The sequence below is a fragment of the Aerococcus sp. BD502 genome, assembly GCF_057919555.1.
In genome coordinates this window covers 1430001-1453272 of sequence record NZ_CP147972.1, presented here as the reverse complement: position 1 = coordinate 1453272, position 23272 = coordinate 1430001, and the positions used below count along the sequence as shown (strand labels likewise).

At 45.6% G+C, this 23272-nt stretch carries 24 protein-coding genes, 6 tRNA genes, 1 other RNA gene and 1 other annotated feature; of the genes, 7 read left to right on the top strand and 24 right to left on the bottom strand.

The genetic code is table 11. The features are described 5' to 3' along the window. Positions 1 to 6 precede the first annotated feature (6 nt). The gene (gene trpS, locus WF803_RS06980) at positions 7 to 1002 is read right to left on the bottom strand and encodes a tryptophan--tRNA ligase (RefSeq protein WP_489610784.1); all 996 of its coding nucleotides are present in this window, start codon (positions 1000 to 1002) and stop codon (positions 7 to 9) included. Between the two features lie 202 nt (positions 1003 to 1204). Between trpS and spxA the strand changes: the two genes are divergently transcribed. Next, the gene (gene spxA / locus WF803_RS06975) at positions 1205 to 1600 is read left to right on the top strand and encodes a transcriptional regulator SpxA (protein ID WP_489610783.1); all 396 of its coding nucleotides are present in this window, start codon (positions 1205 to 1207) and stop codon (positions 1598 to 1600) included. 90 nt (positions 1601 to 1690) lie between these two features. Beyond that, positions 1691 to 2341 (top strand): adaptor protein MecA, encoded by a 651-nt coding sequence (locus WF803_RS06970; protein ID WP_489610782.1) that lies wholly within the window; start codon positions 1691 to 1693, stop codon positions 2339 to 2341. 51 nt (positions 2342 to 2392) lie between these two features. Here the strand turns inward: WF803_RS06970 and lplA are convergent, their stop codons facing one another. The 7 genes from lplA to WF803_RS06935 form a co-directional block, all read right to left on the bottom strand. After that, positions 2393 to 3412: a lipoate--protein ligase gene (lplA, locus tag WF803_RS06965; protein WP_489610781.1), complete on the bottom strand. Its 1020-nt coding sequence runs from the start codon at positions 3410 to 3412 to the stop codon at positions 2393 to 2395. A gap of 168 nt (positions 3413 to 3580) precedes the next feature. After that, the gene (locus tag WF803_RS06960; protein WP_489610780.1) at positions 3581 to 4258 is read right to left on the bottom strand and encodes a methionine ABC transporter permease; all 678 of its coding nucleotides are present in this window, start codon (positions 4256 to 4258) and stop codon (positions 3581 to 3583) included. Continuing rightward, a complete protein-coding gene (locus WF803_RS06955; RefSeq protein ID WP_489610779.1) occupies positions 4258 to 5304 on the bottom strand; it encodes a methionine ABC transporter ATP-binding protein in 1047 nt (348 codons plus the stop codon). Before WF803_RS06955 ends, WF803_RS06960 begins: the two co-directional genes overlap by 1 nt. A gap of 75 nt (positions 5305 to 5379) precedes the next feature. Further along, a complete protein-coding gene (brnQ, locus tag WF803_RS06950) occupies positions 5380 to 6717 on the bottom strand; it encodes a branched-chain amino acid transport system II carrier protein (RefSeq protein ID WP_489610778.1) in 1338 nt (445 codons plus the stop codon). Between the two features lie 121 nt (positions 6718 to 6838). Next, positions 6839 to 7453 carry a YdcF family protein gene (locus WF803_RS06945; protein ID WP_489610777.1) on the bottom strand — a complete coding sequence of 205 codons (615 nt, stop codon included), beginning with the start codon at positions 7451 to 7453 and terminating at the stop codon, positions 6839 to 6841. Positions 7454 to 7480: 27 nt separating this feature from the next. Continuing rightward, positions 7481 to 9037 (bottom strand): ABC1 kinase family protein, encoded by a 1557-nt coding sequence (locus tag WF803_RS06940; protein WP_489610776.1) that lies wholly within the window; start codon positions 9035 to 9037, stop codon positions 7481 to 7483. 60 nt (positions 9038 to 9097) lie between these two features. Further along, positions 9098 to 9403, bottom strand: coding sequence for a phasin family protein (locus WF803_RS06935; protein ID WP_489610775.1), 306 nt, complete (start codon positions 9401 to 9403; stop codon positions 9098 to 9100). A 224-nt stretch (positions 9404 to 9627) separates the two neighbouring features. On the opposite strand from WF803_RS06935, the gene WF803_RS06930 reads away from it, so the two are divergent. After that, the gene (locus WF803_RS06930; protein WP_489610774.1) at positions 9628 to 10161 is read left to right on the top strand and encodes a TDE2712 family protein; all 534 of its coding nucleotides are present in this window, start codon (positions 9628 to 9630) and stop codon (positions 10159 to 10161) included. Between the two features lie 76 nt (positions 10162 to 10237). Here WF803_RS06930 and WF803_RS06925 read toward each other — a convergent pair whose 3' ends face one another. Genes WF803_RS06925 through gshAB form a run of 3 tightly spaced genes read right to left on the bottom strand, consistent with a single transcriptional unit; the run spans position 10238 to position 14041 of the window. Beyond that, the gene (locus WF803_RS06925) at positions 10238 to 10588 is read right to left on the bottom strand and encodes a hypothetical protein (protein ID WP_489610773.1); all 351 of its coding nucleotides are present in this window, start codon (positions 10586 to 10588) and stop codon (positions 10238 to 10240) included. Between the two features lie 2 nt (positions 10589 to 10590). After that, positions 10591 to 11745 carry a cysteine desulfurase family protein gene (locus WF803_RS06920; protein ID WP_489610772.1) on the bottom strand — a complete coding sequence of 385 codons (1155 nt, stop codon included), beginning with the start codon at positions 11743 to 11745 and terminating at the stop codon, positions 10591 to 10593. 4 nt (positions 11746 to 11749) lie between these two features. Next, positions 11750 to 14041 carry a bifunctional glutamate--cysteine ligase GshA/glutathione synthetase GshB gene (gshAB, locus tag WF803_RS06915; protein ID WP_489610771.1) on the bottom strand — a complete coding sequence of 764 codons (2292 nt, stop codon included), beginning with the start codon at positions 14039 to 14041 and terminating at the stop codon, positions 11750 to 11752. A gap of 117 nt (positions 14042 to 14158) precedes the next feature. Here gshAB and WF803_RS06910 point away from each other — a divergent pair, with 117 nt between their 5' ends. The 4 genes from WF803_RS06910 (at position 14159) to WF803_RS06895 (ending at position 17632) form a co-directional block, all read left to right on the top strand. Continuing rightward, positions 14159 to 15427 carry a replication-associated recombination protein A gene (locus tag WF803_RS06910; protein ID WP_489610770.1) on the top strand — a complete coding sequence of 423 codons (1269 nt, stop codon included), beginning with the start codon at positions 14159 to 14161 and terminating at the stop codon, positions 15425 to 15427. A 96-nt stretch (positions 15428 to 15523) separates the two neighbouring features. Further along, entirely contained in the window at positions 15524 to 16831 is a 1308-nt protein-coding gene (locus WF803_RS06905) for a YjiH family protein (protein WP_489610769.1), read from the top strand. Between the two features lie 49 nt (positions 16832 to 16880). Then, positions 16881 to 17069, top strand: a non-coding RNA gene (ssrS, locus tag WF803_RS06900) — 6S RNA. 80 nt (positions 17070 to 17149) lie between these two features. Next, complete coding sequence (locus WF803_RS06895; RefSeq protein ID WP_489610768.1) at positions 17150 to 17632, top strand: universal stress protein; 483 nt, start codon at positions 17150 to 17152, stop codon at positions 17630 to 17632. 53 nt (positions 17633 to 17685) lie between these two features. Here the strand turns inward: WF803_RS06895 and WF803_RS06890 are convergent, their stop codons facing one another. The 13 genes from WF803_RS06890 to WF803_RS06830 form a co-directional block, all read right to left on the bottom strand. Then, positions 17686 to 18876 carry an acetate/propionate family kinase gene (locus WF803_RS06890; RefSeq protein WP_489610767.1) on the bottom strand — a complete coding sequence of 397 codons (1191 nt, stop codon included), beginning with the start codon at positions 18874 to 18876 and terminating at the stop codon, positions 17686 to 17688. Positions 18877 to 18919: 43 nt separating this feature from the next. Next, the gene (locus tag WF803_RS06885) at positions 18920 to 19936 is read right to left on the bottom strand and encodes a class I SAM-dependent methyltransferase (RefSeq protein ID WP_489610766.1); all 1017 of its coding nucleotides are present in this window, start codon (positions 19934 to 19936) and stop codon (positions 18920 to 18922) included. A gap of 56 nt (positions 19937 to 19992) precedes the next feature. After that, positions 19993 to 20277: a 50S ribosomal protein L27 gene (gene rpmA, locus WF803_RS06880; RefSeq protein WP_489610765.1), complete on the bottom strand. Its 285-nt coding sequence runs from the start codon at positions 20275 to 20277 to the stop codon at positions 19993 to 19995. A 25-nt stretch (positions 20278 to 20302) separates the two neighbouring features. Beyond that, entirely contained in the window at positions 20303 to 20647 is a 345-nt protein-coding gene (locus tag WF803_RS06875) for a ribosomal-processing cysteine protease Prp (RefSeq protein WP_489610764.1), read from the bottom strand. A 1-nt stretch (position 20648) separates the two neighbouring features. Next, entirely contained in the window at positions 20649 to 20957 is a 309-nt protein-coding gene (gene rplU / locus WF803_RS06870) for a 50S ribosomal protein L21 (protein ID WP_489610763.1), read from the bottom strand. Between the two features lie 14 nt (positions 20958 to 20971). Continuing rightward, positions 20972 to 21043, bottom strand: a sequence feature (ribosomal protein L21 leader region). A 75-nt stretch (positions 21044 to 21118) separates the two neighbouring features. Continuing rightward, positions 21119 to 21658 carry a rod shape-determining protein MreD gene (gene mreD / locus WF803_RS06865; RefSeq protein ID WP_489610762.1) on the bottom strand — a complete coding sequence of 180 codons (540 nt, stop codon included), beginning with the start codon at positions 21656 to 21658 and terminating at the stop codon, positions 21119 to 21121. Then, the gene (gene mreC, locus WF803_RS06860) at positions 21636 to 22541 is read right to left on the bottom strand and encodes a rod shape-determining protein MreC (RefSeq protein WP_489611909.1); all 906 of its coding nucleotides are present in this window, start codon (positions 22539 to 22541) and stop codon (positions 21636 to 21638) included. Before mreC ends, mreD begins: the two co-directional genes overlap by 23 nt. A gap of 187 nt (positions 22542 to 22728) precedes the next feature. Then, positions 22729 to 22800: transfer RNA gene (locus tag WF803_RS06855), tRNA-Glu, on the bottom strand. 4 nt (positions 22801 to 22804) lie between these two features. After that, positions 22805 to 22892, bottom strand: a tRNA-Ser gene (locus WF803_RS06850). A 12-nt stretch (positions 22893 to 22904) separates the two neighbouring features. Continuing rightward, positions 22905 to 22978: transfer RNA gene (locus WF803_RS06845), tRNA-Ile, on the bottom strand. A 15-nt stretch (positions 22979 to 22993) separates the two neighbouring features. Beyond that, positions 22994 to 23064: transfer RNA gene (locus WF803_RS06840), tRNA-Gly, on the bottom strand. Positions 23065 to 23071: 7 nt separating this feature from the next. Next, positions 23072 to 23144, bottom strand: a tRNA-Asp gene (locus tag WF803_RS06835). 6 nt (positions 23145 to 23150) lie between these two features. Continuing rightward, a tRNA-Met gene (locus WF803_RS06830) sits at positions 23151 to 23223 on the bottom strand. Positions 23224 to 23272: the final 49 nt, after the last annotated feature.

Below are 23272 nucleotides of genomic sequence, written 5' to 3'. Positions count from 1 at the left end.
TCATTCTTATAAATGGTAATCAAAGCCCACTGCGGCTTCCATTTTAGCGAGCGTTTTTTCGGCTTCTGCCTGAGCGGCTTCTGCTCCCGCCCGTAAAATATCATCTAACTCGGAACTGTTAACTAATTTTTCATAGCGAGCCTGCATCGGACTCAAGAATTCTGCCACACATTCCGCCAAGTCCCCTTTTAAGTCACCATAAGAAGCATTGGCGTAAGCCGCGGCGACTTCCTTGGAACTTTGCCCGTTAAGGGTCGCGTAAATATCAATTAAATTACTGATCCCTGGCTTCTTCTCGGGATCATAGTAAATTTCACGCTCGGAATCAGTCACCGCCGACTTAATTTTCTTCATCGCCTGCTTGGGCGTATCCAGAAGCGAAATATAGGCCTTCGCATTTTGATCAGACTTACTCATTTTACGGGTCGGATCTTGCAAGCTCATCACCCGTCCGCCTTGTTTAGGATGGTAGTGTTCGGGCTTCGTTAGAAGTTTCTCCTTCTTCCCAAAACGCTTGTTGAAACGGTCCACAAAATTGCGGGTCAATTCCAGGTGTTGCTTTTGATCCTCACCGACAGGCACCAAATTAGCCTGGTAAAGGACAATATCTGCCACCATCAAAGGAGGATACGTCAATAAGCCTGCCATGACCGATTCTTGCTTTTGGGCTTTATCCTTGTATTGCGTCATCCGCTCCAGTTCGCCTAGGGGGGTGAGGCATTGGATCAACCAAGCCGCCTCCGTGTGGGCCGGCACGTCACTTTGCACAAAGATCGTTGCTTTCTCAGGGTTTAAGCCCAAAGCCAAATACAAGGCTGCCAGACGCCGCGTATTTTCCCGTAAGGCTGCCGGCTCTTGAGGCACCGTAATGGCGTGTTCATTGGCTACACAATAGAAGGCCTCGTATTCGTCTTGAAAATTAACAAATTGTCTTAGCGCACCTACGTAGTTCCCAATGGTTGGAATGCCGCTCGGTTGTACGCCAGAAAATATTCTTTCCATTATTTAACCCCCAAATCAAATCGTTTCTTCTATTGTAGCATGCTTTCCCTTTCTGCACAGCTTGCTTTTTCTAACAGCATTTTTACGTAAATTTTACTTACAATACATAAGTTTTATTTGGAAAAAGCCTTTATTTATTATTTCAAAACTGATATAATAGGGTTGTACGATGTTATGGCGCCTTTTAGAGGAGAGATGAATAATGGTTAAATTATTTACATCACCAAGTTGTACCTCATGCCGTAAAGCGCGTGCATGGTTAGAAGAACAAGAAATTCCTTTTACTGAAAGAAACATTTTCTCTGACCCACTCGACACCAACGAAATCAAAGAAATTCTACGTATGACCGAAAACGGAACGGAAGAAATTATCTCCACCCGTTCCAAAGCCTTCCAAGAATTGGATGTTGATTTAAACACTGTCGGGCTGAATGAACTTTTTAGCTTAATTCAAGAAAATCCTGGGCTCATGCGCCGGCCTATTATTATGGATGACAAACGACTACAAGTCGGTTATAACGAAGATGAAATTCGTCGTTTCCTGCCACGCGAAGTCCGGCAATTCGAATTACATCAAGCTTTAATCAAGATGGGCTAAAAACGGAGAGTGCTTAGGCACTCTTTTTTTATTGATTTACTATTTACCTGAACTTTAGTACACTGAAGGGTAGATAGTGAGGTGAGTATTATGGAAATGGAATATTTAAATGAACATACCATGCGCGTCTTCATTGGCACGGAAGATTTGAAGGATCGCGGCATTACCTTCAGCGATATGGTGGGGGACCAGGAAGCAGTCGAGAATTTTTTCCTGAACATTTTAGAGGAAGTTGATGTTTCCAATAAATTTCAAAATTCAGATGCCATTACCTTTCAAGTTTTACCCAAAAAAGACGGCATCGATCTCTACATTAGTAAGGCCAATGATAACATCGCCGCAATCACCGAAGAGAGAGCCGCCTTTCAAAATTTGATGGACACCGTCGACCACATGCTCGAAGATGAGGAAGAATTGGAAGACGAATTGCAGAGCCAGATCAATGAATTGGACGAAGGCGCTGTTTTTTCCTTCCCAAAAGTTGATGATTTACTTAATCTAGCGGCTGATTTCGATTCGTCCGCCCTCAAATCTAGCCTCTACTACCATGATGAGGCCTATGTCCTGCTGGTTGAATTAACGGATCCCAAATTCAGCGCCGAAGAAAAAACTGACCTGCTCTACCAACTCGCCGAATATGGTCATTTTGAGCCCCAGCGCGCCGGTTTTTACCGTGAATACGCCAAGCCTCTCCTAGGCAAAGATGCCTTAGCCTTTTTAAAACAACATTTTTACGCATAAAAACACCCAGCCCCGGCCGAATCGGCAGGAAGCTGGGTGCTTTATTATTTTCTAGTAGATTAAGTCAACCAATTCATCCACGGTAATATTACCGAAGTATTTATTGATGTCGACTTTGCTGAACGTTTCGCGCAAGCCTTCTTCCGTATAGTCACTCCCCCGTAAGAGATCTTCCACATCGGAAATTTCTCCCATGCCGAAGAAGTCCCCGTAAATGGTAATGTCTCGAATTTTACCCTTGGAAATGTCAAATTGGAATTCAATTTGGCCAGCAGGCGTACGGGCTTCCCGAATCAATTCATAATCTGGGTCCTTACCGAAGTTCCAGTCATCATTGCCCGTGTATTTATCACGGAAGGCAAAGATATTTTCCCAGTCTTCGTCGGTCAGTTTATATTCCTTAACATCCTTCACATCATCCACGTTAAAGATATTCTTCAAAAGAATTTCGCGGAATTGGTGAATGGAAATGCTTTGATATTGTTCAGAAAGGAATGGACGAATATTGGTGACCCGGCTGCGAATGGATTTGATCCCTTTCGAAGATAATTTTTCCTTCTTCGGTTTCAAAACATTCATCGTTTCCTGGATATCCACGTCAAACATCAACGTCCCATGAGCCGTCATCCGACCATTGTGGGTGTACATGGCATTTCCGGAGAATTTCTTATCATCAATCACTAAGTCATTCCGGCCTTTCAAACGGGCACCTTCAACCCCCATCCGGTGCAAGGCATCGATCACAGGGTCCGTAAACCGCTTGAAGTTACGGAAGGAGTCACCGTCATCTTCGGTAATAAAGCAGAAGCAAATGTTACCAAGGTCGTGGTAAACCGCCCCACCACCCGAGAAGCGCCGCACCACATGGACGCCATGTTCACGGACATAAGGCCCATTGATTTCTGCCCGGGTATTTTGGTTCTTACCAATAATGATGGATGGCTCATTAATGTAAAATAGAAGAATGGGCTCGTCCAATTTTTTCTCATTGAGCAAGTAATACTCAATCGCAAGGTTTAACCGCGGATCGTAAATTTCCTCTCCTTGGTATTCATTTTTAACGTAATACACGCTATCCCTCTTTCTTCAAACCCTAGGAATATTAAACTGACTAATAAACGCTGTTAGTAGTCACAGCTTTATTATACCCCTTCTGGCAAGGATTGTAAACAAAACTTGTGCGGTGTTTGGGTACAATTATTGTACACAAAAATAGAGCGGCCTAGCGACTCTTTTTTATTAATGCTCGATCCGTTTCACATACCAATCTGCAATGGACTGGGAAATAAAGACGAGGATCAAAATAATTAAGGTTGAGACGAGAGTGACGTCGGTTTGATAGCGGTTATAGCCCCGGGTAATAGCTAAATTACCCAAGCCTCCGCCCCCAACAGTACCGGCCATGGCTGTTAAGGCAATCACGTTAATAATGGAAAGGGCTGAAACCCGAATGATGCTTGGCAGGGCTTCCTTTAGGTAAACTTGGCTGGTAATTTGCCAAGTGGATAAGCCCATGGCCTGGGCCGCTTCAATAATACCGGGGCTCACTTCCACCAAGGCATTCTGCACTTGCCGAGCATAGAAAGGCACGGTCGCTGCCACCATGGGCACAACCACCGCCGTGGTCCCGATGGAGGTGCCCACAATAAAACGAGTCACCTTAACCAAAATAGCAATCATAATCACAAAGGGAATGGAACGGAAAATATTAACAATTTTATCCAAAACCCCATAAAGGGTATGGTTTTCCTTCAGCCCCCCTGGCATAGTCAAAACCAAAATCACGCCTAAAATAATCCCCAGGGTAAAGCCCACCACGCAGGTTAAAACCGTCATGTAAATGGTCTCTAAAGTGGCATCAAAGAAAGCATCAGGAATTTGGATAACATTCTCAAAAAAATCTGCTAGAAAATTCATTACTGAACCTCCTCAGGTAGCTCGTATTCCTTCCAGTTGATCTCTGTTTCATCCATGTATTTTAAGGCCGCTGCCAATTCTTCTTCCGGACCAGAAATTTTCAAAAAGAAAATGCCCGTCGGCCGGTCTTGTAGGACTTCCATGTAGGCATATAAAATACTGGGCAGGATATCAAAATCCCGTGCCAATTGGGCTACCAAGGGGGTCGCCGTATTTTGGCTGGAGAAATTGACCCGAATGAGGCGGTCAGTGGGCTGAATGCCTAAAATATCGGCATGTTTTAAAATACGCTGGATCCCTTTTTCAACGGGACTGGCCGATTCAATAAAAGATTGGGTGAGTTTTTCTTTGGGGTTGGTAAAAATTTCAAAGATACTCCCCTGCTCGACCACATAGCCCGAATCCATAACCGCTACCCGATCGCAAATCTCCTTAATCACACTCATTTCATGGGTGATGATGACCACCGTAAGGGACAATTCCTCATTCAATTTCTTGAGGAGGGCTAAAATCGCTTCTGTCGTTTTGGGGTCCAAGGCACTCGTGGCCTCGTCGCAGAGTAAAACATCCGGATTGTTGGCTAGGGCCCGCGCAATAGCGACCCGTTGCTTTTGCCCCCCGGAAAGTTGTGACGGATAGGCATCCGCCCGGTCGGCTAGGCCCACCAGCTCCAGCAATTCCTTCACCTTGGCATCCTTTTCTTCGGCGGTGCGCTCACTCCCTAACATCGCAAAGCGAATATTACCCGCCACCGTCCGCGCATTCATTAAATTAAAATGCTGGAAAATCATGCCAATTTTCCGCCGGGCCTGGCTTAAGGCAGCCTGATCTAAGGTATTCATTTGTAAATCATTCACATAAACTTGCCCATTAGTAGGCTTCTGCAACATATTTATGGTTCTCACCAGCGTACTTTTGCCCGCACCAGAATAGCCAATCACACCAAAAATTTCGCCGTCATTGATTGTCATATTAACATCAGAAACGGCTTTGACCTGGCCTCCAGGCGTATCAAAAGTAACGCCCACATCCTCTAAACGAATCATACGACCATCCTTTCCATATCTCCTCTTACAATATAGCAGGCCTAGGATAATACTGCCACTTTCCTGTTTAGGATGCTAGCTTTTTTCCCATTTTTGGTGTAAAAATTCGTGGCCCAAGCCAATGATTAAGCCCAAACCCGCCGGTAGCAGCCAACCAAAGCCCTGGCTAAAGCCCGGCAGTGAGTTCTCCAGCACCTTAATCGTTTGCGGCAGAAGGTCAATGGGCAAGGCCTCAAGGAAGTCAAAAACCGCCGCCATAAAAGTTAAAGCCGTCACCCAGCCCTCCAAACGCCGCCACTTTTGAATATTGGGCCATAAGGAAAGCAAAATTAAAACAATGCACAAGGGATAAAGGAAAAGTAAAAGCGGCATCGTCCACTTTAGTAAACTCTCTAAGCCAAGATTAGCAAAGAAAAAAGACAGGAGGCTAAGCAAGGCGAGCCACTGGTGAAAATGCAGACGTTGGGGGTAAAGTTCTGCCAAGGTTTCAGCCCCTGCGGCTAAGAGGCCCACAGCGGTTTTGAGGCAGGCGAGAAACATAACCAAAAAAACTAAAAAGACGCCCCCACCACCAAAATGCTGTAAAACTAAGGCTGACATTATTGCTCCACCATTTTCACCCCTGGGCAATTGCCCCAAGCTCAAGACCCCCAATAGTGTTAAGCTCAAATATAAAATAGCCATCAAGCTCACCGTCAGTACCCCACTCTTTAAAGTCCCTAAGGCCACTTGCCGAGGCTCCTTGATATGCAGCTGGTGCAAGGCACGAATCACCAAGACACCGAAGGCCAAGCCCGCGGGGGCATCGAGAGTTTGGTAGCCGGCCAAGAGTCCTGGCAAGAAGCCTGACGCCTGAAAAGCTCCCGCAGGTTGTAATTGTGTGGCGGTGGGCCAAGGTGTTCGGCTAAAGACGACCACCAGAATAAGCCCTAATAAGCCTAGGAAAATGGGATTAAGCAGGCCGCCAATTCGTTCGAGCAAGCCTTGGGGCCGGCGGGCTAGCCCATAAGCACAAGCAAAAAAAGCGGCCGAATAGGCCAGTAGTTGGCCTGGGCTTGGCTGTAAGCGAGAAAAACCCACCGCAAAGGAAACGGTCGCTAAGCGCGGAATAGCGACCAAGGGACCGATCGTTAGGTAAAGTAAGGTCACCAAGAAATAGCCATAAGGCCGATTCACCCTTTTCGCGAGGAGAAATAAATGCGGGCTTTGCGCCTGGCCCAAGGCTAAAACAGCTAAAAGGGAGAGTCCAACAGCGGTCAAAATAAAGCCCAAACTGGCCGGCAACCAGTGGCTAGCGGCTTCCTGGCCCATTTGAATCGGAAAAATAATATTCCCCGCACCAAAAAACAAGCCAAATAACATGGAAGCGACCGTCAAGGCCCCTCGCCACGTGAGAGAATGTGTACGTTTCATAAGCTCCTCCTGTAAATAATAATATAATGAGATTTTTCTCATATTACCACAATAGAAGCCTAAAAGCTATTCCTTTTTGTTCATATGAAAAAAAGCATAAAAAAAGAGAGCCAAGCTCCCTTTAAGATTTCGTTTGCTTTTCAGGCTGCTCATTCGCATAGAGATGGTAGCCGCCTAAAACATAAAGCCAGTATTTTAAGAATTCCTGCTGGCCAAATTTTTTAACCGGCAGGCCCGCCTCCTGCCAGGTCACCAAACGACCGTTTCTTTTGTGGTAGGCCGCGACATAGTGCAAAGTAAAATGATATTTTTGATTGACACGTTCAAAAACCAGGCGGGTGCGGCGCATGTGGTAGTCCGAAGACACCACTAAGGCAGATTTAAAACCTTTAGCCTTCATCAGCGCCAGGCTATTCCGGGCATTTTCATAGGTACTCGTGGCATAGGCTTCATTAATAATTTGCTCACGCTGGATGCCATTTTTCTCATAGTAGGTGGCATTAATATGATCGAGTGGCGAAACGATAAACTGATGGCTTCGATTGTAGCCCGCCTGATCCAATAAACTGGCCTTACGGGCACGTTCCTCGGTAATCATACCCTCAGGGACGACGATGACATCGGCTTTTTCCGGCTTCTCATCGACAATTAAATTATCCATAATTAAAAAATAAGACAAGCCGAATAATAAGATACCACCAAGAAGAATGCCAAGTCCCCACCAAAGAAATTTCATCAAAGCCTCCAAATTGCTAACCACTCCCTAAGAACGTCCCGAACGCATCATCGAAATAATTAAAACGATGGCTAGTAAGCCAGAAATCACAAAAAAAGCAATCCCAAAAATACTGATTGATGTGGAACTGGAATTAATGATAATCAAGGCACTCGTTAAAATCAAGGCGGCTAAAATAACGGCCATGATGATGCGGTTGATCATGCGGTTAATATCTCCCCAGCGCGCCACTAAGTCCTCCATACGGAAGCGAATGGAAAAGCGCCCCGCATTCATATTATCTAATAGTTCCGTTAATTGCCCGGGTAAACGAGCTGACTGCAAGCCAGCGCGCAAAAGCTGCCGGCGCAAGTGCAAGTCCTTCAAAACCTCTTCCCAAGTATCCCGATTCTCATGCAGCATGTAATGCTTTAAAATCGCTGGTAAATTAATATTGGGATCCAAGTCCGACAATAGCCCTTCTAATGTGATTAAGGCCTTGCCTAGCATGCTGTATTCGCTCCGAATAATTAACTGATGCCGCCGGGTCACATGCATCAAATCGATCATCGCTTCACTGATATCCACTTCCTCCAGCGAGCGGTGAATATAGGCAGAAAAAAGCCATTTGATATCGTGGTAGAGGGCCACTTGGTCCACGCCCCAGGGGTGGCTGGTCATCAGTAAAACAAGTTCCATAATTTCGTCAATATCTTCCATGTAGATGGCCTGCATCAGTTTCCTTAGGCGGGTTTGCGTGCCTGGGGTAAATTCACCTACGATGCCAAAATCCAACCAGCAGATTTTCCCGTCACTAATTAAAATATTCCCCGGATGCGGGTCAGCGTGGTAGAAGCCATCTTCAAAAATCTGCGTAAACATACTGAGAGCTATTTTTTCAGCCACTTCAGTGAGTTGGTAGCCAGCCGCCTGCAAATCAGCATATTGATTGGCCGAAACTCCCGCCACATAACTTTGCACCATAATTTTCTTCCCGAGGTAAGCTTGGTAAACTTCAGGCGCGATGATGCTCGTCCGCTCTTCATTTAAGCTCTTAAATTTCATAATATTAGCCGCTTCTACCCGGAAATCAAGCTCCTGCTTGGCTGAACGCTCTACTTCCTTTAACACTTGCAAGGGATCGAGGAAGATTTCCCGCCAGGCCTTGGGCAAAAGCTCTAAAATGCGCATGAAAATATGAATATCACGCAATAATTCCTGGTCCACTTCGGGGCGTTGGACTTTTAAGATCACTTCTTCCCCACTCTGCAGCTGGCCACGATGTACCTGGGCAATAGAGGCACAGGCCAGGGGCTCTTCCTCCACCCAAGCGAAAACATCAACCAACCGCTCTCCAAAACTTGCCAAAAATATGTCCTCAACAAAGGAGAATTCAAAAGGAGGAACCTGACTTTGTAATTTCTCAAGTTCCTCAATATATTCTGTCGCCAATAAGTCACGACGTGTCGAAAGAATTTGGCCAATTTTCACAAAACTGGGGCCTAATTCTTCAAAAGCCAAGCGCAAATTCACGGCATCTTTTTCAATATCTTGATGATTCAACTGCGTGCGGTAAAAATGGCCAAAGCCGTAGGAAGTGAGCACGCTCACTATTTCTAAAAATCTTTCGCGACTTGACCGCATTAAAATCGACCCACTTCTGTCTTAACGATTAGCTTTCATTTCCGTCACTTGAGCTTCCAACTCAGCCACCCGCTCTTCCAAGGCTTTTACATCATCAATATAGGCTACTTTTTGCTCGGTTAGGAGGGTTTTTAATTCCTCACCGGACAAATTTTGCCCTTGGCCGAACTGACTGACCCGTTGCTTTAAGTCTTGGCTCAGGGAGCGACCTTCCTCGACAGTAATCCGTCCGCGTTTCACGAGTTCTTTAATAGTGGCTTCCGCTTTGTCATATGTTAAAACGGCACCGCCAATGGCAGCTAAAAACAATTGTTTGATTTCATCCATTTTTGCCAGCTCCTTTTGACATTGACTTCTGTGTTGCCATTATTATAGCACGCGAAAGCCTGAATTGAAATTTAAGACACCCTTGATCCAAAAACACAGGTCCTGAAATTAGCTCGATCCTGGGAGGTTTCTTCTTGTAAAAAATATTAGACATTCCTTAAGAGTCATGATATAACATGATTAGGTCAAACGACTTACTTAGGGAAATAGAAAGGCAGGCTATCATGCTTGAAACAATCAAAATCAATAATGAAGTGATTGAATTGCTACAATTCCTCTGGCAGACGGTTGCCCAAGGGAGTAAGGTCACGGAAGACTATTTAGTGGATATTTTAGATAAACCCGCCATGGATGTGGTTTATACCGACGACTTCACCAAACAGTCCGCGCAAACGGCCCTCTCTGCTGTCGTCAACAAAGAACCCTTAAACAATGCTTCAAAAAAAGACGAAGAGTTTTTCCAATTTAACTTCTTCAATGCCGACGACCCAGGCAACTGCGAAATGCTCTTACCGGTTGTTAAGCAATTAAATGTGGATGAACTCAAAGAAGAATTCAGCGGTGATACCGCCTTTACTGATGTGAAAATTAATTTCGTGGGTGCCTATGACCAAAGCTACTGGATCAATGATAATGTGCTCACCTTAAACTTCTTCAAATTAGGGGTGGATTGGTCAGATATGGACAATGTCCTTCTCGACGGTACCCCGCTTAAAACCTACATCAAAGAACGCCTCCAAGAAATGCTAGAAAAATAAAAGAGCCAGCAACCGCTGGCCCTAAACCCCAGGGCGCAAGTTCTGGGCTTTTTTATTTAATTTTTAGGGGTCCACCTTAAGTTTTCGTCGTCGGGGTGAGAATGCCTTCTTTTACCATATCAGCAAGGAGAAATTCAATTTCTCGCTTAAAAGCTGCCATGGCTTCATTTTTATAAATATTAACGGCCTTTAAGCCTTTTTCATTGGTAACTTGCATTTTAAGGCCCGCCAAGTCACCCGCCACCAAAACCTTAAAGCGCACAGAACGTGGCTCTCTAAAATCCGGTTGGACGCGGCGGTCAAACTCAAAATTGCCGGCCTTCGTCATTTGGAAGCTATAATCCCGCAAGGTATAAGCTTTGCAAGCTTCGTTCACTTGGTAGTAGTCATCACTGCCGGGCAAATGAGCCGATTGGGGAAATGCCATCGTTAATTCTCCTTTTTCTGTAATTTTTCTTGTAAATCCACCATCACCGTGAGCAGGTGATCCAATTCTTCCTTTGTTGTTTGGGGGCCAAAGGAAATCCTCAAGCTTTCCCTAAGCCGCGGACTATCCTCGCCATACATAGCCAACAGAACACGACTCGGCTTAATACTACCGGCGTTGCATGCCGATCCGGCTGAGAGATAGATGTCATGCAAGTCCATTTGAATGAGGACTTGATCATTGGGGTGATTGGGCCAATAGACATTGAGAATATTAGCTAATTCAGGCTTTTGTGGGCCATTGATTTTTAAATGGAGGCCCCGCTCTTTGGCCTGCGTGAGGAAGTATTCGCGCAGGGCCACGTTTTCACTCTCTTCTTCACTGAGCTGGTCTTCCTTCAAGCGCACCGCCTCGTCTAAACCAGCAATGAGAGGCCAACTTTCCGTACTAGCACGGCGGCCATTTTCCTGGCCACCACCCGGTAGGAAGGAAGTGAAGTTTTCCTTGCTGTTTCGATAATAGAGGAAGCCGATCCCCTTCGGCCCAAAAATTTTATGAGCGGAGAGAGCCATGGCATCGATATGCATAGCTTCCACATCAATCGGAATCTTCATATAAGTTTGGACGGTGTCCGTATGAAAGAAAATATCTTGTTCTGCACAAATTTGGCCAATTTCCTCAATAGGTTGTAGGGAACCCACCTCATTATTTCCATGCATCAGGGAGATGAGAATGGTGTCTGGGCGAATGGCCGCCTTTAATTCTGACAAGGAAATATGGCCCGTTTCATCATAAGTGAGTTGCGTGACGTCATAGCCTTCCGCTGCTAATTTCTCCATCGTTTTATGAACACTCGAATGTTCAGCCACTGACGTAATAATATGCTTGCCCTTCGAATTCAATCGTTTGACTGTCGATAAAATGGCCGTATCATTGGCTTCTGTTCCAGAGCTGGTAAAGGTAATATCTTGGGGTTTGGCATTGAGGGTACGCGCAATATGTTCACGTGCAGCTTCAATTTTACTTTTCACTGCTTTCCCAATGCGGTAAGTGCTCGAAGGATTTCCAAAGTCATGCGCAAAGGCTTCAGCCAATGCATCTTGCACTTCAGGAGCAACAGGAGTAGTCGCAGCGTAATCGAGGTAAATTCCTTTCATTTTATTATCCTTTCCATGAACTTAAATTGGGATGCTTAGGGAATAAAGCTTTCAGTAAATACTTAGTGAGACGCACACCTGACCCTTGGGCAGGGAAGATGTGCATCATCATCATTGGATTATAATTGGCCTCTATGAAGGCATAATTATCAGCTTGGGCAGGCTCTTTAGCATTGGGGATCAATAGATCAATACCCGTCACCTGAACTTCCAATGCTGCAGCCATTTCTTCTGCTAGTTTAAGGTAAGAAGGATCGATAGTCTCAGTAACGGCAATGGATTCTCCTCCCGTACTAATATTGGAGTTCTCACGGAGGTAAACGGTCTGACCCGCCGCCGGCACACTATTGAAGGTGAAGCCTTGATCAGCTAGCGTCAAAGCCTCTGCTTCACCGCATTGAATTTTCTCTAAAGGTGTTCGGTGATCTTCGCCCCGCTTAGGATCTTTATTTTTGGCGGCAACTAATTCTTGAATAGTCTGCTCACCATCCCCTTCGACGTTAGCCGGCACGCGTTTTAATACCGCCAAGGTCTTACCTTGAAGGACAAAGAAGCGGTATTCTTCGCCAGGCACAAAGTCCTCCAAGAGAACCGTATCATCATGGCGGAAAGCTTCTTTTAGGGCACGGTTCAAGGTTTCTTCATCTTGGCCATGGGGAAAAGCGGCAATGCCTAAGCCCATATTGGTTGATTTTGGCTTAACCACTAGCGGCCGGTCCACAAAATGCAGGATATCCTTTTGGGCTGCCGCTAAGCTCTGGTAGGACACACTACTGGGCACCGTAAAGCCAGCTTCCTCAACGATCTCCTTAGCCACTTCCTTATTTCCCATAACATCATAGGAAATCATAGAGTCTAAGCGCGTGATATTGCCTAAATGAATAATCTCCTGCTGGCTGTCATAGGTGAGACGAATTAATTGCTCTTGCCGGTCCAAAAGATCAATATGGAAGCCTTGCTGAATGGCATCAAAAAGAAGAATTTGTGTCGATAATTCCATATCCTTAAAGCCTTCCAACTGATAAGGTTTTGCCCATAGCTTTTGGCGATTTTCTAAGGCGCGATCACGGCCTAGCCGAAGCCAGGAAGCAATATCCGGCGTCTCTTTTAGAACTTGGCCAGCTGGAGTTTTCTTTGGATCCAGTAGGCGAGCACGCATCTCCTGTAAAATCGGCCGGAGTAATTCCTCTTCCCCAATGGCTACCATCATGTCTTCCATCTCGTCAATAATGCCCAAACCTTCATCTTGGTAGGCGGTCACTTCTAAGGTTGGCTCTTCGGCGACCTCAGTCTTCCGCTCGTTCCCCAGACGCACGCCAGCCATATCCGTATCCTTCCCAGACCAAAGCAAATACAAAATGAAATACTTCATGAAAGTAATGTCCGTTTCACTCAGGCCATAAGGGGCAAAAGGCTGGATATCTAAGAGGCGAAATTCCAAATACTGAATGCCCTGGTCGATTAATTCCCGTGCCTTACCGGCTCCCCGCAAACGCACATTGGAGTAAAATTCCTTCTCGGCAATAAGGCGCCCACTTTGCACGTTAGCCTCCAATTCCGCCACATAATCCTCTAAATTATCATATGTATAGGTGACGTCAGGATGATTCACATAGCCAAAGCGGGAGTTTCGTATACTGCGAACGGGATAGGGGAAAGGCTCCTCATTGGCCTCAAAAAAACTCGGGTCGGCCAAGGGGGTTGCCCCAAACAGGTAGACGATGAGCCACTGGTAGCGGAGGAAATTCCTCGCCAAACGCAGGTAGAAATCCGAAGTATAACTCACCAAATCGGGGAAGTCATGCTCTTGATGCTTGTAAATTTCTTCGATAAAAACTGGTGAAATTTGCATATTATAGTGAATGCCGCTCACCATCTGCAACTTTTTCCCATAAGCTTTTACCAGATATTCCCGGTAAGCAATGGCTTCGGGGCGGTCTAATTGCGCCACATGAATATCGTCATCACCGGGCAATTGCGGCGGCATACTGTAAGGCCAAAATGCCTCCCCCTCCGGCAGGGAACGAATAGCGACATCATGGATCGCCCCTAACCAATCTAAGACTTCCCTAGCCGTATAGACCGGCGGGGTTACCAATTCCATTTGCGTATCCGCAAAATCCCGTTGAATATATTGGTTATGACTACTGCCATCCACCGTGGTCGGGTGCGGCGTTTTAGCTAGGTGTCCATCTTCGGTAATGCGATGGCCTTCACGTTCGATACCAATTGAGGTATGCTTGAAGGTAGGCAAGAGCTTAGGGCACTTCGCTAAGCAATTTTTAATTTCTCTCATTGATATACTCCCATCTAATAAGTAGAAATCCGACACTACTTATTTTAGTACTAAGCATGTCTATTCTATCACGATCCAACAATTTTCTCATGTTAAACGATACTTTAGGAGGTTATGATGACACAAACTGAACCTTTAGCCTATCGCATGCGGCCTCGTACTATTGAAGAAGTCGTCGGCCAAGAGCATCTCCTGGGCAAGGGAGAAATCCTCTACCGTATGGTCAAAAGTAAACGCCTCTTCTCCATGATCCTCTATGGACCACCGGGCATTGGAAAAACTAGTATTGCCCATGCCCTATCCGGTTCGACGGGCATTCCTTTACGGCAATTGAACGCCGCCACGGATAGTAAAAAAGACCTAACTGCGGTGGTCGAAGAGGCCAAATTTAGTGGCCAGTTGCTGCTTTTACTCGATGAAATTCACCGTCTTGACAAGCCCAAGCAAGATTTTCTCTTGCCGCATTTAGAAAAAGGCCAGCTCATTTTACTTGGCGCGACCACGGAAAACCCTTATATTGCCATCAACCCTGCCATTCGGAGTCGCACGCAAATTTTTGCCTTAAAACCCCTACAAGAAAAAGATATTCTCCAAGGGCTCAACCTAGCCCTCACTGACAAAGAACGCGGCCTCGGTGACTTGCCCATTCAAATGAGTGAAGACGCTCAGCATTTTCTAGCCCAAAAATGTCAGGGGGACTTGCGTACTGCCTTGAATGCCCTGGAATTAGCTGCCCTCTCTACGGAGGCAAATGGCGAAAAACAAATTGTGATCGATATCAAAACCATTGAAACTTGCCTCAAGCAAAAAGCCCTCGTCCATGATAATGATGGAGATGCTCATTACAATGTCATTTCCGCCTTCCAAAAAAGTATTCGTGGCAGTGACGTCGATGCTGCCTTGCTCTATGCTGCCCAATTGATTGAGGCAGGCGATCTGCCGGTCTTAATTCGGCGCTTATTAGTCACAGCCTATGAAGATGTAGGTTTGGCTAATCCGGAAGCTGTCAGCCGGACGACACAAGCTGTGACGGCAGCGGAAAAAATTGGCCTGCCTGAAGCGCGTATTCCACTCGCCACAGCCATTATCGACTTAGCCCTCTCCCCCAAATCCAATTCCAGTATCCAAAGCATTGACAATGCTTTAAAAATCGTGCGCCAAGGGAAAAGTGGCCAAGTTCCTGAGCATCTGCGAGACGCCCACTACAGTGGTGCCAAAAAACTGGGCCATGGCATCGGCTACCAAAATCCGCATCAAAATGCGAAGCACTGGGTCCGTCAAGATTACTTGCCTGAAACCCTTCGTAATGAGCACTTTTATGAACCTTGTTTCACCGGCAAATACGAGGCCGCTTTAAACCATTACCGCCAAGAGAGAGAAAAATAAAATCGCTAGTCCTCACCACAAAGATAAGCTTATTCTTTTCGATCGCTCATTGTTTTGTTATAATATACCCAAGTATTTTTAAAGGAGGAAGAAACCATGAGTGATCGACGCGCTTTCTGGCGTTTTGTGGTCTACAGTTTGATCGGGCTCATGATGTTTTTTGTCCCGATCACGATCGGTGGGCAAACGACTATCCCGATTGACCACTTGCTAACGCTAATTCATCAAATCCCTTATTTCAATCAAGTCTACCCTTTACTATTAGTTTTTGTGGGAATCTTTTTACCCTTCACGACCGGCAGTTTCAAAGAATCTTGGCTAAATAAGTTCTTTGCCTTTTTAAACCTTTTTGCGGTGCCTTTTGTGCTCTTTGGTATTTTCAATTTTGGACCGCCTGCCCTACTTGAAGAGAATATGATTCCCTTTATTTTAAACAAGGTCGTCCTTTCCGTTTGTACCATTGTCCCCGTGGGTTCCATTTTCCTTGCCTTCATGGTGTCCTATGGTCTGATGGAATTTGTTGGCGTCTTCATGCGCCCGGTCATGAAGCCAATCTTCAAAACCCCCGGCCGCTCGGCGATTGATGCGGTAGCCTCTTTTGTTGGTTCCTATTCCCTAGCTCTCCTCATTACCAACCGGGTTTATGAGGAGGGAAAATATACGGATAAGGAAGCCTGCATCATCGCGACCGGTTTTTCCACCGTCTCAGCGACTTTTATGATTGTGGCTGCTAAGGCGTTGGGCTTCTTTGAGACCCACTGGCTCCTCTATTTCTTCATCACCCTAATTATTACCTTCCTCGTCACCGCCATTACCACCCGGATTCCACCGCTCTCTACCAAGGCGGATACCTACTACCAAAACCAAGCCGGTGATGTGGAGGAAGACGTGCCCACCGATAAGCTGAAGGTGGCGACACAAATCGCGATTGAAAAAGCCAAAGCGGCTCCTGATCTGTGGACAAATATTAAGGATAATTTAAAAGACGGGCTCCTCCTCGCCTTAAAAATGGCCCCTTCTCTCATGTCCATTGGGGTATTGGGTTTAATTCTGGCGAAATACACGCCTATTTTTGACTATTTAGGCTATATTTTCCTCCCCTTTACCTGGGTCGCCGGCCTCAAAGAACCCCTCCTCGCTGGCCAAGGCCTCTCCATGAGTATTGCGGAAATGTTTTTACCCGTAGTCCCTGTGACAGCAGCCAGTTTTGTCACCCGCTTCACGGTTGGCATTGTGATTATTTCTGAAATTCTTTTCTTCAGTGCCTCCATCCCATGCATGATGGCGACTAATATTCCCTTAAGTATTAAGGATTATGTGGTCATCTGGTTTGAACGAGTTGCGATTAGTATCCTGATTGCTGGGCCGGTTTGCTATCTTTTATTCAGTGTGTTGGGAATTTAATATCGGCAAACGTTTGCACCTCCGGAAGAAATGTGCTATATTATAGGTAAGAACTCTGAAGTGTTCGTGCATTACATTTAATGTGTTGACCGAACAAATTTTACTATCTAGGGACCCATGAACTTCAGTGGAAGTCAAGCCCCAGCACGGGGAAGGCAGAAGCTGAATAGTGGGGCCCACCTGCACTTAAATGAGCGGGTTCAATACAGATAGTAACACGGCACATATCGGAGTTCTTTTTTCTTAACTCATCATTAAAAGCCTTTCATTAGTATGAATTTAGGCTTCTTGTTATAATGATAAAAAGGAGTGAGGGAAATGTATCAAGAATATCATCGCATTCTAGCCCCTATTGACGGTTCTGAAGAAGCAGAACTAGCCTTTAAAAAGGCGGTACATGTCGCCAAACGGAACCAGGCCAAGTTAATTATCACTCATGTCATTGATACCCGGGCTCTACAAACCATGAACGGGCCGGATAATCACTACGATGATGAATTAGTCCAGCAAGCCAAACGCGTACTCGGTGAATACGAAAATTATGCAAGCCAAGTGGGCTTAAAGGATGTTGAGACGGTGATTGATTACGGCTCCCCCAAAGTCCAAATTGCCAAGGAACTAGCGGAAAAATATCACATTGATCTGATCATGGTCGGAGCCACGGGCTTGAATGCCGTGGAACGCTTATTCATTGGTTCTGTTTCAGAATATGTCATTCGGAATTCCCCTTGTGATGTCTTAGTGGTTCGAACTGATCTTGACAACCAATGCTATGGAGAAAAAAAAGACGAAAAGAAATAGAAAACACACAAAAAAGCCAGCTCCCGCTGGCTTTTTTATATGTCAAGCGTATATTATTTAATATCGCCGAGTTCAACGGTGTCTCTAACGATCATCAATTCTTCATCCGTAGGAATCGCATAGACAGCAATGGAAGAATCTTCGGTAGAAATCTTCGCTTCTTTGCGCGTATCATTCTTCTCATGATCAATTTTCACGCCTGCCCAGTCGAAAGCCTCCATGACCCCTTGGCGGAATTCCTTGGAGTTTTCACCGACACCGGCCGTGAAGACAATGGCATCGGCGCCACCTAAAACGGCGAGGTATTGGCCGACATATTTAATGACCCGATCATAGTAAATTTCAAGGGCCACTTTAGCATTTTCATCCCCATTGGCTTCAGCTTCTTCCACGTCACGCATATCAGAAGAGATGCCGGAGAGGCCGAGTAAACCAGATTCATTATTTAAGATATGAATCATTTCGCTCATGGATAAGCCTTCCTTGTCCATGATGTATTGTAATAGGGAAGGATCCACATCACCAGACCGAGTCCCCATCGTTACCCCCGCTAGAGGCGTGAAGCCCATGGACGTGTCCACTGATTTACCGTGATCAACAGCGGTAATGGAGGCCCCGTTCCCAATGTGGCAAGTGATAATTTTTAAATCTTCAAAAGGCTTGCCCATCAGTTCTGCGGCACGCATAGCGACATATTTATGGGAAGTGCCGTGCGCCCCATAACGGCGAGCTTGGTGTTTTTCATAGTATTTAAGCGGTACGGAGTAGAGGTATGCTTTTTTTGGCATGGAGGTGTGGAAAGAAGTATCAAAAACGCCGACAGTTGGCTTCCCAGGTAAAACTTTTTGGAAGGCCCGGATCACTTTGGCCTCGGCAGGATTGTGCAGAGGAGCAAATTCGGCAAGTTTTTCCACCATCTGAATATCGTCTTCATTGAGCAAGGTGCTGTCCTTGAAGTGTTCACCGCCTGCCACAATCCGGTGGCCGGAACCGGCAATTTCATCGAAGGATTCAATAATTTTTAATTCCTTCAATTTGTCAAGCAAGTGACTGGTGGCCACTTCATGGTCGGGGATGTCTAGGGTTTCTTGAACTTTTTCACCCTGGTATTTAATGGTAATCACACCATTATCAATCCCAATACGTTCGACCAAGCCGGAAGCAATGACTGTTTCTTCAGGAACTTCATAGATTGAGAATTTCAAGCTTGATGAACCTGCATTAATCGCAAATACTTTTGACATCTTTCTCTCCTTTTAATTTTCATAAAATACTTGTACAGCTTTATTATACCATGTCTTCGGCCCAGGTGCTAAAGCTCTTGGCAAAATCTGCCATGCCTTGGGCGTCTTGTAGTTCCGGAATATCACCGGTTAGAATCGGCTTGGCTTGCTGGGCCTGTGCACCCTGCTTTTGGAGCAGTAGCAGGCTCTTTTGATAGTCCCAAGCCTGGAACAAATTACCAGGAAGCGCCATAATCGCCTGCAAGTAAGCTTCTTTCTTGATGAAATCTAAGAGAATTTCGTGATGAGGACCATTGAAAAGCTGGCTGGGGATAATGAATAAGGCCAAGCCACCCGGTTTCAGATAATGTAAGGCTTGTTCAATTAATAAATAATGAGCAAAAGGCAAGCCAGTCGGGGTCTCAAAGCAAGCCGTTTTAAATTTTTGGGCTCCCTCTTTATTCGGATAATAGCCGATGGGTAAATCAGCGACGACCCCATCCACCGGTTCAAGGAGTAAAGGGTTCAGGACATCGCCAAAAAACAGCTCCAGCGGCGCACCAATCAAGCGACTGGTTTGCTCAGTTAAGCCTAAAAGTAATTCATCACTATCATAGCCCACCGCGCGGACAGGGATAGCAGCTTCTTTTAGAGTGTCCTGCACCGTAAGGAGTAAATTCCCCATTCCCACCACCGGGTCAAACAAATGAAAGTTCTCAAGGCCTTGCTTTTGCGCCAACGTATTGAGCATAAAACCCACTAAAACGGCGACCGCAGTAGGCGTCATTTGCATATTGACTGGTAAGTGAGCGTCACGCTGGCCTTCCAAAAGTAGCAAGCGAATCGCTTCCCAGCGCTCTCTGGGCGGGGCCTCTTCCCAGGCTAGCTTAGAATAAATATGAGTTAATTGTTCTCTGGTTTTGGCGTCAGGCTGGCCATCGCGCACTAAAATTTCCTGATTGGCTAGGTTTTGTAAATTCTCATAAGACGCTTCAAAGAAAGTAATCCCCAAAGCCTGACTGAGGGCTAAATTAGCTTCCTTCAGATGAGTATAGCAATGTTCCATTGTTTTCGGGTCCAAACTGACCTCCTTTTAGACATGCAAAAAAAGCAAGAATAAATCTTGCTTTTTTTAACTTAAGCTTCAACTGGATAAACAGAAACTTGTTTTTTACGTTTGCCTTTACGTTCAAAGCGAACGATGCCATCGATTTTCGCGAATAAGGTGTCATCTCCACCACGGCCCACGTTCATCCCAGGATGAATGTGCGTACCGCGTTGACGGTAGAGAATGGAGCCGCCGCTAACGAATTGGCCGTCCGCCCGCTTAGCACCTAAACGTTTTGCTTGGGAGTCACGGCCGTTAGCTGTCGAACCGCCGCCCTTTTTCGTTGCGAAAAATTGCAAATTTAATTTAAGCATTGCGCTACCTCCTAATTAGTATATTTTATTTGAGCACGAGTTCAACTTGTACAAAATCAGGATTTAAAGCTGCCACATCATCACGCATAGCCAGGAAAGTATGCCAAAACAAAGTTTGAATGACTTCCTCATCGTCTTGCGCTAAATCATCCGCTAAATGAAGCCAGAGATAACCCGCTTCTTCATCGGTTTTTACCGCAGGAACGATCCCCGTCATGCGCTCAATATTATTCACCAGCGCAAAAGATAAAATGGACATCGCTGCGCAAATGATATCTTCGCCAGCTTGGCCAGCTTCAGCATGGCCCTTCATTTCTAAAGCCACAAAGCGATCGGCTTTTTTATCCCTTGTAAATTGAACCTTTAACATATTAAGCTTTGATGCTTTCGATCGTCACTTTCGTGTAAGGTTGACGATGACCTTGTTTACGGTGGTAGCCTTTTTTAGGTTTGTATTTCATGACGTGGAGCTTTTTAGCTCGGCCTTGCTTTTCAACCTTCGCCGTAACTTTGGCACCATCCACTAATGGAGCGCCAACTTTAACTGATTCGCCACCAACAAAAACGACTTCGTCAAATTCAACCGTTTCGCCAGTTTCCTGAGCAAGTTTTTCAATGTAGAGGGTTTGCCCTTCTTCTACTTTGTATTGCTTGCCACCTGTTTTAATAATTGCGTACATGTCACGCACCTCCTTATTTCACTTAGACTCGCCATGTGAAGTGGACTAGGTCACTTAAACTTCACGATGTGCGGTTGCAGTTCTGGTGCTTACAGAAATACAACACTGCTATTATACTGATTTAACGGCCGCTTGTCAATCTTCAATAGCATTTTTTACCCCTAAGCCCCCGCTAGCCAATTATTAAAGCGACGAATGAAGCCGTTCAATACAAAGGCCACCAGCATATTGAAAATCAAGGAGGGCAGTAAATTCTGCCAGAAGAAGAGAGCCCCACTTTGACCTGCTAGGCCCAGTAAATTGTAGATCAGAAATACTAAACTGCTATACAAGCCGTAGAGGACCAGGGCTAAAAACCATCGATTAAAGAAATTGAATCGCAAAGGCTTAAAGAGATTTTGAATGATAAAAACAAGGAAAGGGAATAAAAACAGGCAAAGTCCAAAAAGTCTAGAGTAGTAGATATCATATAAGAAGCCAAAAAATAAGGCTAACAGGTAGAGTTGTCCTAGGTGCTGGCGGTCGGCAGCTAAGAAAAATAGGGCCAGCAAGAAGATCGCCGGCGTAATTTCATATTGGGCGCCCCCCAAAGCATAGAATAAAAGTAATTCCATACTGCCATCCAGTAGAAAGCAAAAGAGTAAGAGCAAGAGCAGGGTCCACCAAGCTTTTCTGGGCCTAAGCATTGTTTTGATCGGCATCCGCTTCGCCCTCCTCGAAGTCATCGTCTTCCGTTTTAGCCTTGCCAGCCGTCGCATCATCCTCTTCATGCTCTTGGTAGGTGCTCGTCTGGAGCACCACCAAAACATGGCGGATATCATCAAAGTTGCCGGCTGCTTTAACCCGCACCGTTTGAGACAGGCCAAATTCATCGGGCTTGGCGGAGACGACTTTACCAATAATTAAGCCTTCGGGAGAGACGCCGCCCAAACCACTCGTGACGACCTGCCGGCCTTTCTTAATCTCGAAATCCTTGGAAACTTGCGTCAGTAATAATTCACCCGTGCGCTTGTCATAACTTTTAATAATACCATGGACAATCGCATCATCTAACTGGACATTAGCAGCCACCTCAACATTATTTTCCATGGCGGCTGTCAGCAATTCGACTTTAGAACTGGTCGGGCTAGCTTCCACCACCCGGCCAATTAAACCATTACCGGCTAAAACAGACATGCCCGGCTTCAAACCATGCCGACTGCCCAAGTTAATGATTAAGTAATCATTCCAATAATCTGGTGAGCGACTAATCACCGAGCCGGCTAGCACCTTTTTACCATGTAGGGTTGGTTTCATATCCAGCAAATTGGACATTTCACGATTATCAGCTTTCAAAATTTGATTTTGTGCCTTGAGTTCTTGAAGGGAGCCGATTTGCTTCTTCAGACGCATATTTTCCTCATAAGTATTTTGTAACATACCGACAGAATCTGTAAAGTTCATCAGCATATTACCCGGCTGGGAAATGACACGCGCAAACATACTCGTAAAATCATTAATCCAAGTCACCGGTGTCAACGTTTTTGCCGGGCCAAAAGCAGAATAGCAAACCAGACTCAATGAAGTGATCAAGCCCAACAACAATATAATCAGTTTTCGCTTTTCAAAAAACTTCCTCAATAGAACCCTTCCCTTCCTCAATAGCCGCTATACTAAGAACTATTATATAATAGCTTATTCCATCCTTCAACGAGCAAATGCGGCAAGGAAAACTCCACCATCTTAATTTAAGTAAAATAAAAAGAAGGCTAAAAGGTAGCCTTCTTCCTGATGACCCGTACGGGAATCGAACCCGTGATACCGCCGTGAAAGGGCGATGTCTTAACCGCTTGACCAACGGGCCAAAATGGAGAATAAGGGATTCGAACCCTTGCGCGGGGTAAACCGCCTAACGATTTAGCAAACCGTCCTCTTCAGCCTCTTGAGTAATTCTCCAATTTATAATAATGGGCCTGAGTGGACTCGAACCACCGACCTCACCCTTATCAGGGGTGCGCTCTAACCAGCTGAGCTACAGGCCCTTAATTTCTATAAAAAGCGGGTGACGAGAATCGAACTCGCGACAACAGCTTGGAAGGCTGTGGTTTTACCACTAAACTACACCCGCAATGTAACGGTCCCGACGGGAATTGAACCCGCGATCTCCTGCGTGACAGGCAGGCGTGATAACCCCTACACCACGGGACCAATAAATTGCGGAGGCAGGATTCGAACCTGCGACCTCCGGGTTATGAGCCCGACGAGCTGCCAGCTGCTCTACTCCGCGATAATAATATTATAAGCCAAAAATTAAATGAACAAAACTAAACGTTTCA